The following is a 12,433-nucleotide window of genomic DNA, read 5'->3' as shown; positions in this document are numbered from 1 at the left end:
AAAAGCACCTTATTGAAAGGTCTTGTTTTCTCAATCATGATTTTGGTAAGTAGCCCGATTTATTGCCAATCCAGTTACGAAATTGCTTTCTCTACGTTGAAAAATGGATTGGAAGATAGGAATCTTGCTTTCAAAGATGCCGTATTTCTGACCGAAGACACCTATTTTGATAACACACTTTACAGACAGGAATTTGATGACGAACTGGGATTGCTCGCCCATTTGGTCAGGATGCGAGAAAAAAACGACAGCCTGATTTACAAGGGTAAGGATTTGGCAAAAATCAAGACCAATTCGGCGATGTTCAGGACGTTGACCGATACTACCATTGCGCTTTTTTACGATACTGCCTATTATGTTTTTATGCCGTACAGGTATGATTTTGACGATATTTTTGGCAGTAAGGATTGGTCTAATATGTTTGTGACTAAACTCCTGCGTACAAGGAAAGGTAATTGCCATTCTTTGCCATATCTCTATAAAATGTTGGCAGATGAACTTGGAGTTAAAGCATATTTGTCACTCTCGCCCAATCATATCTACATAAAACAACGGGCAGAAAAAGGCGGCTGGTACAACACCGAACTCACCAGCGCAACCTTTCCCATAGATACTTGGCTCATGGCTTCGGGCTACATATCGCTCCAAGCCGTCCAAAACGGCATCTACCTCGACACGTTGAGCGAGAAGGAAAGTATTGCCCTATGTGTGCTTGATTTGGCGCAAGGCTACAACCATAAATACCCAGACAATGACGGCAAGTTCATCATTGAGTGCTGCGACCTCGCACTCAAACACTTTCCAGATTATGTGAACGCCATTCTTCTGAAAGCCGAGACCCGCCTGAAACAACTGCAAGCCATGCAGAAGGAAATGAAATACCCCTACCTGAAAGAAGTAACCGGTATCCCCGAAGGAAAGGCGAAATGGGACGAGATGAACAGCCTCTACATGCAACTCTACAAACTCGGCTATCGGCAGATGCCCGAACAGATGTACGTCGAGTGGCTCACCTCGCTCAAAACGGAGAAGGAAAAGTACAGCAACAAGAACGCACCGGGAGCAACGAAGGACTGATAAAGCATCACCATCAGCGGAATATAAAAAATGGGATAACAACGGATGTGCGCCAATGCCGCCGAAAGCCCACCCGCAAAAGCCCACGCACGGCGGCACTGCGCACATCCAACCGTTAGCGGCAACGACACCGGAAGGCCTAAAAGGGAATGCCACTAACTATGCATGGCCGGACATGCCGCCGGATAAACCGCCGCCACGTCGTCCATGCCCCCGTTGCAGGCAATAAAAAGAAAAAAAATGAAAAATATACTAATATTAATACTTTGGCTCTCACTTTCAAATAATGCGTATTCCCAAAGTGGGAATTCAAAATGTTTAGAAGAAGGTATCAAAAAGGCTAATCTTAAAGACTTCAAAGGTGCAATTGAATTATTCTCGTCTTGTATTACACAAGAACCGACTAATGCGACTGCATATTATAATAGAGGACTTGCGAAGTTTGAAGTAGAGGATTTTACAGGAGCGTTGCAGGATTACGACAATGCAATAAAAAACAATAATAAATATGTAAGTGCCTACTATAACAGAGGTGTTTTAAAGCATCAGTTAGGGCTTGTAGAAAAAGCAATCGAAGACTACGATAAGTGTATTGAAATTGACCCCAAAAATGCACCCGAAGCATTCATTAATAAAGGATTAGCATTAATTCAGCAAGGAAATAAAGAAGGAGGGTGCATAGAAATCGCGTATTCTATTTATTGCCACCAAGAAAATTTAAACACCACTTATTTAATCCTTCTCGACCATTGTGAAGGAACTGCAGGTTATTTTTTTGTCGAAGGCATGACTGAACAGAATTTAGACTCGGCAAAAATTAGTTTTGATAAGGCGATTTGGAAAAAGTCAGATTACACCTCCGCATATTTTGAAAGAGCAAAAATTAACATGAAACTATTAAACTACGATGCCGCATTATTAGACCTTGACCATGTCATTGAAACAGACAATAAATCAACTTCAACAGTTAACGGCAAATATAATTTTTTTCAAGACAACCAAGATTATTCAAAAATTCCCAATTTGGAAGAAGCGTATTTATTAAGAGGAATAAAGACAACATTGAAGGTGAGAGCAATGGACAGTCTATTAAATATTATAAGAAGTACGACAAATAAAAATAGTGAAGAGGTAATTCGAGCAAGGTATGCTTTGGCTGATTATTCCAACAATCCACCAAGTTCAAAAAAGGCACTTGAAGATTTCACGATTGTGACAATAATAAAACCCGATTTTGCAGAAGCCTATTTTCACAGAGCAAATTGCTGGTTATGGTGTAGCACTCCAAGTTTTGGAAGCAAGAATGCATTTTAGGGTAGTGGAAATATTTAACTGACAATGTAATTTTGCGCCATGATAACGGAAGTTCGTCGTTGCCACCGCTGTGAAAGCAGCAACATCGTCAAAAACGGGAAAAACCGCTCCGGCACCCAAACCTACAAGTGCAAAGATTGTGGTTGCTGCCGGGTATTGGACAGCAAGCAACCCAGCAGGAACATGGACCCCGAACTGGTGGAGCGTGCCTACCAAGAGCGGCAAAGCCTTCGAGGCACGGGGCGCTTGTTGAATGTCTCGCATCGGACGGTACTCAATTGGTTAAAAAAAAAGCCCGGCAACTCCCCCCATTCAAAACCACCATTGAGGAAGGACAAGCCGACGACCAGTTAGAGGCGGACGAAATGTTCACTTACATCGCCGTGAAAATCAATCAAGTACGGGTCTGGATTGTCCAGTGCTGTAGAACTAGGCAGATACTTTCCTTTTTCATTGGCGATGGCTCGATGGACTCCTGCAAGCGCCTTTGGCGAAAACTACCCTACGAGTACCAAAAATGCTTGAGTTTCAGCGATTTTTGGACGGCGTACCAATGCTTGCCCAACGAAACACACTACATGGTCGGCAAGGAGACCGGTCTGACAAACCATGTTGAAAGGCTGAACAACACCTTGCGCCAGCGTATCAGCCGATTCGTCCGAAAAACCCTCTCCTTCTCCAAAAAGGAGTATATGCTCAATCTGCACTTCAAACTATTCGCATACCACTACAACTTAAATGTCATCAGTTAAATATTTCCACTACCCAATTTTAGATTACACCAAATATATTGAAACAAATTCAAAAAATAAACCCGAAGCATTTTTGAATAGAGGTATAGCGAAAGTAAAATTAGAACAAATTAGCGAAGCCTGTATTGACTTTCAAGAAGCAAAGAAATTAGGAAATAATTTTGCGATTGACTATATTCAAAAATACTGTAAATAACGAAAATGCCTACAACAAAGCATCTACGCCAACCGCCTCCAAAGCCCAACCCGCAAAGCCAACGCAGGCGGCGGTATGCGTAGATGCCCCCGTTCAATGCCATTATAAATAAAAAAACATAGTGGCTAAATCAATATTTTCTTAACACTTTAAATCTTCAGACAATGCTCAAGAAAGTAAAAATGATCAGAACGGTTCCGAATTTCTCATCCTTCATCTATCTCTACTTCGCTGTTTTTTGACGGACTTTGGGCATTTATACGCCCAAAATCCGATACCAAACAGAGTAGAGGTTCGAGTAAAAGATGTTTCGTTTTTGCCGGGCGAGACAAGTTTTGCCCCTTCTGTCGTACAACAAGTATATGGCACCTACAACGTAAGCGGGTATGTTCAAAAATACCCAGCAGCGGTTGGCCTAAGTCATCCTTTAGCGGAGGGTTTGACAAGGGTGTATGACTTATTGTGCGATTGTGATGCAACCCAGCTCGAGAGTGCCTTAGCGGCCTTCACCCCGGACATATTTGAGAATGTCTATTTGACCTATGAAGAACAGTTGCTTTCACCCCCTCCGTATCTGCCCAACGATCCGCTAAACGCTCCCTGGAATTTCTGGCGTCACGATCTCATCAATACGCCAGAGGCTTGGGACATCTCAAAGGGCGATCCGGGAATAAGAATTGCCATTACAGATGTCGGCTTTGATATAAACCATCCAGACTTGGTTAATAAAATAGTTTACATGGATGCTAACATTTCATTGGCACCAGACCCATTACATGGCTCACATGGTACAGGTGTCGCTTTTACTGCTGCCGGCGATACGGACAACGGGTTTGGGTATTCATCCGCCGGGTTCAACAGTTCGCTTATGTTATTTCCCGCATTCAATTACAACAAGATGTTGGAAGCGGCTAACCTTGGAGCAAGTATTATTAACTGTAGTTGGCTAATATGTGGTGGCTATAATACGAATCAACATAATGTTGTGAAAATGATTACAGATATGGGTGTGATTATCGTTGCTGGCGCTGGTAACGGCAATCATTGCTCAACAGGATTTGACAGCAAATACTATCCTGCATCATACCCCGAAGTAATTTCGGTCACCAGTACAGCCCATTTTGGTTGTCTTGAAACTACGTTTAATTGTTGGGGGCCAGCTTGGGATCCACCCAGAAGACATACACATAATGATGCTGTTGGCATTGCGGCTCCGGGATTTTGCGTAATGACGGCCACCTATGATGACACTTTTGATTTTTCTGTAGGCACCTCAATAGCATCCCCCATGGTGTGCGGCGTGATTGGCTTGATGTTGTCGGTTGACCCATGCCTGGCACCAGCAGAAGTTACCGACATCATCAAAGGCACTTCGCAGAATCTTTTTGATGGCACACTATGCAATGGGGGTAACAATGCAAATTTCCAACAGAATTTACCTGGGGTTGGATTGATTGATGCGCACGCAAGTGTGCTTGCCGTTGACGCAAACGGACAAGAGTTTCATGTGAATTCAGGTCAGACGGTAGTATGGGATAACCAAGACATAGAAGCAAAAGACATATATGTGCACAGCGGAGGAACTCTAATCATAAAAAATGGCTCGGTCGTGAGGATTCAGAAAGGCAAAAGCATCATAGTTGAACGGGAAGCAAAACTTATTGTTGACAATTCTACTATCACAGGGCGTTGCACAAAATCCATAGCCAAGTGGCGCGGTATCTTTGTTCATGGCAATGCCTCTTTGCCGCAGCCAAACTTAAGCGTAGGAAACCTTGGCGCAGTTCAAAGTTATGTATTTGGGAGCGACGAGGCGGGTGTGGTATTTCTGACCAATCAGACGCGAATCGAAAATGCTCGCTACGGTATTTCGACCTCCGCACCAGGCTATGCTTATGACCCGGGACAGACAAGCCGCTGGGGAGGTCTTGTATTGGTGAACAATACAACATTTTACAACGTCATACAAGGCGTTGAATTTATGAAATATGATCTGCCTAACAAAAGTAGGGTTGTTAATTCAAGGTTCACAAAATCTGCGGATTACCAAGCCAACGTGACGGGTATAACTGTATGGGAAAATATAGGGCTTGAGTTTTTGGGTAATACGTTTGATAATATGGATTTTTCCGGAATTGGGGGGATTGATTACAGCGCAAAAATCACAGATGAGAACAAATTTGAAAACTGTAAGTTTGGCATTGAGATTCATTGCACTGCGCCCAAATCATCTTCTATTTTGATCAAAGACAACTATTTTGATGGAAATGACACCCACGTTTATTCTGCAGGCGCAAGTAGTGACTATGGTTTGCAGGTTATTCACAATGAGTTTTTTACCTCTAACAAGTATGGAGTGCGGATTGAAGGGCCGAGTGCCTACAGTATCGACAAGAACGCTTTCTATGGAAACGCCATGTCGGGAGTCGTTGCCGTAAACACGAGCGACAAATTCAGCTATGTCAGGGGCAATTTTTTGGGACAGGGCAAAGAAGGTCTTACCTTTCGCGGCAACAACCAGCGTTCACAGTTCCTTTCCAACTGTTTTGCAATGGACGAAACAGATGTCGCTATTGAAAAATATGGAACTAATTTAGGCAAGGTAAGGACACAGGGAAACTCTGGACTTCCTGCCGGCAATTGCTTCACATCCGGTATTGAGCATATCCGCGCTGTGCAGAGCCAGACACATTCGTTCATCTATTTTATTCCTGCGGGTGGCGAACCGCCAACCAGCACTTGCCCGGGTGTTATTGTACCCAATATAAACGGAAATAATTTTTCACTTGCAGATGCGTCAGTAACCGGATTTACAAGCTGTGGTACATTTGGAAGAGATGAAGCAGAGTATACCTTCAATGACTTGATTACAGTAAGGAATGATAAAGCCGCGATACAGCAGGCTTTATTGGCCACGCCAGAAGATACGACTCTGTTAATGCAGTTAGAACAAAAAGAGGAACTGGAGGGCAATATAGAGGCATTTTTGGAACACGACGCGCTGCAAGCCGGTGATTTTGACTTGGCCGAAAGCATTTATGCGGGATTGGCTGATCGTGATGCCAAGATTTCCCTGTACGGCATCAAACTGAGGCGGCGACAATTCGCACAGGCTCGTTCGATATTGAGCACTCTTGCCACTACATCTATCGATGAACAATTGTTTGCTCAGATACAGCACATTAACCTGGATCGTTGGGAACAGACCAGTTACACACCGGACGAAACAACGCTAAGTTTCCTTTATAGTACCGCCATGAGCAGTTCTGAAGTACGTGCGTACGCAGGGTCGCTCTATTATCTGCTGAAGGGCGAACGCGCCATCCCAGATTTAGACTTCGGCCAGGGTATTGGCGACCGGTCCGAGGCGGCGGAAAAAATTGAAAAGCCCTTGTTGGCACAGCGATATGCAGTTTATCCAAATCCTGCTTCCTCCGATATGATCCTCTCCATGCCAGAAGAAGATCAGAGAGATGGCGTTGTCGAGATATACGATATTGCTGGTAAAAGAGTGTTTGTCATGCCTTTTGGCGCCGCCACGGGTTCATCCCTCATACTGCCCGTGGAAGGCCTATCGAGAGGCTTTCTGATTTTGACAGTTCGTCGGGCTGGACTCTTGACGTTCACGTCAAAGATAATTTTACAGAATTAACAGGCATTGCTAACCATGCCCATGCGGGAAGTGTGTTTTTCCGCATGGGCGTTTAATCTCGTACACATGAGATGGATACTCATTTTGGCGGCTTTGATGGGAGCAAAATATCACATTGTCGGTCAGAATTTTTTCTCTGACAATATTGATCTTGTTGGATATTCAGATGCCGCATGGCAAATCGCTGAGAAAGACGGAAACTACTATATATTAACGACCTCATATTGTGATTTAAGCCCGTATAGATGCGTTGGTATATTGAAGTTAAGCGGTGATTTTTCTGTTATTTGGAAGACAATGGTCAAGGAAACGCGAATTGATCAATTTACCAGTATGGCAGTAGCAGACTCCTCTTTATATGTAAGCGGCAGGTTGCTTCAACCCGCAGACACACTCGAAATCACAGTGCTAAAATTCGATTTTGATGGCAATATCCTTGCGCAATGGTATTATGGGAATCACTTGGATAATACCAGTTATGGTATTGCGCCTACATACGACGGCGGATTTATTTTTCTATACAACGAATTCCTGCCAATGGGATGGTTAGTAAATAAGACGTATATGACACGTTGCGACGCATTGGGCAATGTTTTGTGGCAAAAAGTAGTCGGTGACACAACAAGACTTTTCTCTATACATGCTACTCCAGACAGCGCCTATGTAATGGGAAAAGTTTGGCACAAAAAAATCAACAATAATAAGTACCAAACGTCAGGATTCGTGCTAAAAATAGATGACGATGGCGGTGAAGTATTCAGATTGGCACGCGACACATCAGAGACCATGTTCCAAGGCAACACCTTTGCTACCTACACCAAGGATGGCGGGGCGGTGTTTTCTCGGCTCAGAGAAGCCCCTCCGGGCGTGTGGGAAAAACAAGTATTGCACAGGGTGGACAAGACGGGTAACCAACTTTGGGAATACGATTACCCGGCGCAGGATTTCCACAGAATTTGGAGCATAAAAGAAATGCGGAATGGTGATATACTGGCGGTTGGTTTCAACGAAAATCACCCGTTTATTGATACTACCGAAGAATATGAAAGATATTGGGGCGGGTGGTTGATTCGCCTTTCGCCAGCAGGTGAGAAAAAATGGGAACGCATCATTGGCGATTTAAGGTATCCGAGCGGTGAGTTTGGAGATATATTGGACGTGGTGGAGGCGAGTGATGGTAGTTTGGTAGCCGTCGGCACCATTCTCGATACTTTCCCCAACGGTATTCCTGCCCCGTATAATCGCGATGTATGGCTGTTGCATTTGGACAGCATGGGGTGCGTTCAACCCGGTTGTACGGGTGTGTTTCAAGGCATAACAGACATCACTAAAGTATTCAATTTGACCAAAGAGGCGATAGACTTTGTTGTGTCGCCCAATCCTGCTGAAGACTGGATATCTGTTTCATTACCTGAAGGCATAAATGTTAATGGTCTGGCACTAACATTAACCGATCTGACAGGGCGCATTAGATTTGAAACAAATTGGCCGAGGGGACAAAACACATACTCTCTAAACGTCGCCTCGCTACCGGCAGGAGTTTATCTGCTGACGTTGAAGGATCAAAATCGTATCGGCACAAAGAAAATTTTTATTCAAAACTAAGGTACAATCATGAGCATGAAACCCATCTTTTTTTCTTTGATTCTCTGCTTTGCTTCTCTCGATATGTTGGGACAGTTCCAGGCTTTTGCCCCAATGGGCGCTCAATGGTATTACCGCCCACACGAACTAATGCCCAAGGAAAACACGCTTTACACCTTTAGCGTTACCAAAGATACCGTATTGGATGGCATATTGGCTAAAGAATTGTCATGCGCTCAATGGGTAAATGGTCAATTTCAGGATTTCCCGAATTTGAACAAGTACGTTTATTCCGGCTCGGATTCTGTTTTTTATTATGTTGATAATCAATGGGAACTCTTATTCAATTTTGGTGCAATGCCCGGCGATACGATAGTATCTAAAGTAGCATATTTTGACATTTTTAATGGGTGTATCGGGCCTGATTCCGGTCAGGTATGGAATTTTGCATACCGGATAGATTCGGTAGCCATAGAGCAGATTGGAGGATGGCCGTTACGGGTTCAATACATCAGCAGTATTTGTCCGGGTTCCGGAGATGGTTGTTGGCGAATACAAAAAATCGTAGAACGTATTGGCGTGATTGATGCCGGCTATTGGTGGGGACAAGGTGACTTTTGTATTACAGGCGGCGAGCGCGGCTACCTCAGGTGTTATGCGGATGGCCTTGTTCAATACAAAGGAAGTATCGGAAATTCACCTTGTGATTATGTAAGCATAAATGAAATTGATAGCTACGATATCAAGATTTTCCCAAATCCTACCAATGGAATCTTAAATTTCTCTTTTGCGCCACTTAATTCTATTCTTGTCTTCAGGGCGTTAGACGGTCTCGGTCGCACCCTTGAAACGGGTAGGCTTTCGGTCGGCGACATCTCATTTCAACTGAGTTTTGAATCTGCACCTTCAGGTATATTCTATGTCGAATTTGTCTTAAAAGATCAAACAAAAAGATACAAAATCATAAAAATATAGACAAGGCATTGAACAACGGATGTGCGAAAATGCCTCCTAAACGTCGGCACTTCGCACATCCAACCGTTAGCGGGAAGGAGAGAAAAAAATAGGCCCGACAACTACGGGTCACAATTGTGTCGAACAAGTCCCCTACGCGACGTCGAACAAAAAAAGACCCAACGCGACAGCCCAACGAGATGTCCTACAAAAAGTGGACGGGAAAACGCCGAGAAATCAAAGCGTGCTGCGCATGGGCAGAAATCATGGGTGGCTCCTTGCGCTAAGATACTGAAAGACAGAGAAAAATACCGCCAACAACGCATCAACCCCATTAAGTTAAGCCTCGCCACCGCCCTATAGATCGCTTGCCCCGGCGCTGGTGGTGCGCCGCCAACACACCAAACCACAGACCATGGGGCTGTCCACGCAGGGCGGTCAATCCCCTGCCGGTCCGGGCGAAGTGCCGGAGCTGGAAAAAGCCCCAAAAAGGATTAGCCTCAGAGGGCGTGACGGTAATTGAACTCGAAATTGTGTCTTTCGCCGAGGCGCATCATTGGAGGCTTTCTGGGGCGGTAATTGATTTTGCGGGGCTCGAGTTGTTTGAGGAGGTATTTTTTGAGTCGCGCGATTTCGGCGTCGAGGTTTTCGCGCGGGCGCAGGAAAAGCCTGACGATGAAAGACTTGAAAAGCCCGACGCTGATATTGCGGTTAGCCTGACAGGGCGTTTTTCTGCGGGCATTGATCCGGTCAATGTCATCTTGCATGCTGTGGTGGAGCGCCGACAGGAAATTGTACACGATGAGGGTGGCTCGAGGCCTGCCCCCGCTGGAAGGGGATGCCAAGGGCGCGGAGCGTCCGTTTGGAGCGCACGTTAAGCGCTTCGCGGACAATGAGTTGTCGTTTTTGGAAGCGACGAATTCCTCGACGACGGTCGAATGGGTGAGGTCAGGCGACCAAGCAATGTGAACCGAAATAAAGATGCAGCCAAGGGATGACCTGCGCCGGGAAACCCCGGTCGTAAATCATGAGCACGTCTGAGGGTACGGTATGAATATGCCATGGGGCGATGAGGGATTCGGATTCATAACGGGTGTGGAAAAAGGCGTTGACAATGATCTGGTTGAGCACGTCGAAGTGCGCCAGACGCGGCCGAGGCCACCGCCGAATGCTGGTTGACGTGCCAGCCGAACTCCTCGCCCAACTCATCGGTGTCAGGCAGGCGGAACCCCGACCCGTCGGTAGCCCACAAACGGAAAGAACGCCAGCGCCGCGCCTCAAAACAGTGATAAAACAACTCGGCGCTTTGCCGCAGCAAATCCCTGAAAAACGTGTGGTGGATTTTGTTGCGCGCCTGTACCAGGGCGCTTTTGGTGGGTATGTCATCCACAGCGTCGAGACGTTGGAAAAAATGGCCGAGCTCGACGCACAGGCTCTGGCGCAACAGCGATAACACCAGCCAGACCGTTCGCTCGGCTGGCAGCAGGCGACGACCACAAAAATCCCGCCCCGGACGGCGGAAGTATAGTTCCGGTGAGTTGGCTATATTTGCAACCGCGAGCCGTATGGCCCGGAAATACTTGCTGAGAGGCGACCCCATGATAGAGTGGTATTTATCACAAAGGTCGTCTCTCGCTTTATTCCAGTAGGCTTATACCTCGCGCCGCCAAGTTTTCAGCATGGTTGGAAGGATGATATCACGTTTACTAAACTTTTGAAGTTTAGTAAACGTTACCCTAGACGATGCTGAAAACTTGGCGGCGCGAGGTATAACTTAATGGGCATGGGATAAGTGGTGTATTTCACACCACGAGGTTCAAGAGGTTACAAACAAACAATTTAGGCAAATTTGCCTAAATTGCAAAAAGCCTTTACGTTTGCCGCAACAAAACATTGTTTCACCCCGACGGCAAAGGGGTCCCCACCAGCGCGAGGCAGGAAAAACCTAAGGCTGTCAAAACTTCTTTATTTTATGAAACGCTTACCAACGTCTGGCTTCCGCCCAGCTCTCATCACGTTTTTTTCCTTACTCTTGCTTCTTGGCTGTGAAAAAGATGGCTTTGCGCCATTTGATACTCCTGATGAGATAGGCGACTATTCTCCAAGCGTGAATTATCCCATTAGCATTTGGGAGGCGATGACTTATTATGGTCATTTAAATTCATTCCCCCCCACTTCCTCTTAATGGCAATGACACCACCTCGTTTAGATTGGTGAGGATGGAGCCTGCTTGGGAACAGGGTTTCAGAGCATTTGGACAGGGCCATCGGTGAACGTCAGCGGGTGATCATAGACGGCGTGGAGCGCCCCATATTGCGTTCAGGGGACAACGAAACGCAACAAGAGGAATTCAGCGGTAAAAAAAAGACATTGCGTCAAGAACGTGCTGATTTCGGGCGACGATAAGAAGATTATCTACCTCAGCCCGACCTATAGCGGTTCCGTTCACGACAAAACCATTGCAGACGAACAGGATTTTCAATTTCAAAGAACGATCGATTTGCTTCAAGACAGCGGCTTTCAAGGCTTCAAACCCAAAAACGCCAACATCGTCCAGCCTCTCAAAAAGCCCAAGGGCAAGGAACTGACCGATGAACAAAAAGAACAGAACAAGGACAAATCAAAAGTTCGGGTTGTTGTTGAACACAGCATCCGTGGTGTCAAAATCTGGCGAATAGTCAAGGATGTGTGCCGAACTTGGAGGGTTGACCTGCGAGATTACCACATTTTCGTCCCCTGCGGGCTTCACAACTTCCGGTTGCGAGCGCGCGGCAGACTATCACACTAATTCTGTATACTGTCTATTGCACGAAACTCTTGTCCCCCGCACCTTTGACCACAAACCTGTAGCCAAACACCCCCATCCACCACAACGCCCCTGCCCCCATCACTCAATGGGAGCAG

At 45.7% G+C, this 12,433-nt stretch carries 11 protein-coding genes and 1 pseudogene; 10 read left to right on the top strand and 2 right to left on the bottom strand.

The window, feature by feature from the left end; all coding sequences use genetic code 11:
• Nucleotides 1-36 precede the first annotated feature (36 nt).
• From KIS77_13245 to KIS77_13210, 8 genes are all read left to right on the top strand, one after another.
• A complete protein-coding gene (locus KIS77_13245) occupies nt 37-1,077 on the top strand; it encodes a hypothetical protein (GenBank protein ID MCW5923304.1) in 1,041 nt (346 codons plus the stop codon).
• A gap of 240 nt (nt 1,078-1,317) precedes the next feature.
• Nucleotides 1,318-2,391 (top strand): tetratricopeptide repeat protein, encoded by a 1,074-nt coding sequence (locus KIS77_13240; GenBank protein ID MCW5923303.1) that lies wholly within the window; start codon nt 1,318-1,320, stop codon nt 2,389-2,391.
• A gap of 39 nt (nt 2,392-2,430) precedes the next feature.
• Nucleotides 2,431-2,745, top strand: a complete 315-nt coding sequence (locus KIS77_13235) for an IS1 family transposase (protein MCW5923302.1) — start codon at nt 2,431-2,433, stop codon at nt 2,743-2,745.
• 11 nt (nt 2,746-2,756) lie between these two features.
• Nucleotides 2,757-3,143: an IS1 family transposase gene (locus tag KIS77_13230; GenBank protein MCW5923301.1), complete on the top strand. Its 387-nt coding sequence runs from the start codon at nt 2,757-2,759 to the stop codon at nt 3,141-3,143.
• A complete protein-coding gene (locus KIS77_13225) occupies nt 3,130-3,339 on the top strand; it encodes a hypothetical protein (protein ID MCW5923300.1) in 210 nt (69 codons plus the stop codon). The genes KIS77_13230 and KIS77_13225 overlap by 14 nt, the downstream gene beginning before the upstream one ends.
• Nucleotides 3,340-3,577: 238 nt before the next feature.
• A complete protein-coding gene (locus KIS77_13220; GenBank protein ID MCW5923299.1) occupies nt 3,578-6,991 on the top strand; it encodes a S8 family serine peptidase in 3,414 nt (1,137 codons plus the stop codon).
• A 66-nt stretch (nt 6,992-7,057) separates the two neighbouring features.
• Nucleotides 7,058-8,596 (top strand): T9SS type A sorting domain-containing protein, encoded by a 1,539-nt coding sequence (locus KIS77_13215; protein MCW5923298.1) that lies wholly within the window; start codon nt 7,058-7,060, stop codon nt 8,594-8,596.
• A gap of 15 nt (nt 8,597-8,611) precedes the next feature.
• The gene (locus KIS77_13210; protein MCW5923297.1) at nt 8,612-9,550 is read left to right on the top strand and encodes a T9SS type A sorting domain-containing protein; all 939 of its coding nucleotides are present in this window, start codon (nt 8,612-8,614) and stop codon (nt 9,548-9,550) included.
• A 479-nt stretch (nt 9,551-10,029) separates the two neighbouring features.
• On the opposite strand, the gene KIS77_13205 is transcribed toward KIS77_13210, so the two are convergent.
• Both KIS77_13205 and KIS77_13200 read right to left on the bottom strand, forming a co-directional pair.
• The gene (locus KIS77_13205; protein MCW5923296.1) at nt 10,030-10,374 is read right to left on the bottom strand and encodes a hypothetical protein; all 345 of its coding nucleotides are present in this window, start codon (nt 10,372-10,374) and stop codon (nt 10,030-10,032) included.
• A 239-nt stretch (nt 10,375-10,613) separates the two neighbouring features.
• A complete protein-coding gene (locus KIS77_13200; GenBank protein MCW5923295.1) occupies nt 10,614-11,129 on the bottom strand; it encodes a hypothetical protein in 516 nt (171 codons plus the stop codon).
• A gap of 372 nt (nt 11,130-11,501) precedes the next feature.
• On the opposite strand from KIS77_13200, the gene KIS77_13195 reads away from it, so the two are divergent.
• Nucleotides 11,502-11,714, top strand: a complete 213-nt coding sequence (locus KIS77_13195; protein ID MCW5923294.1) for a hypothetical protein — start codon at nt 11,502-11,504, stop codon at nt 11,712-11,714.
• 150 nt (nt 11,715-11,864) lie between these two features.
• Nucleotides 11,865-12,317, top strand: a pseudogene (locus tag KIS77_13190) (transposase).
• The last annotated feature ends 116 nt before the right edge of the window (nt 12,318-12,433 follow it).

It is taken from the genome of Saprospiraceae bacterium (assembly GCA_026129545.1).
Classification (GTDB): Bacteria; Bacteroidota; Bacteroidia; order Chitinophagales; family Saprospiraceae; genus M3007.
The sequence above is the reverse complement of the archived record's forward strand: the minus strand, read 5'-3'. Positions and strand labels throughout refer to the sequence as shown.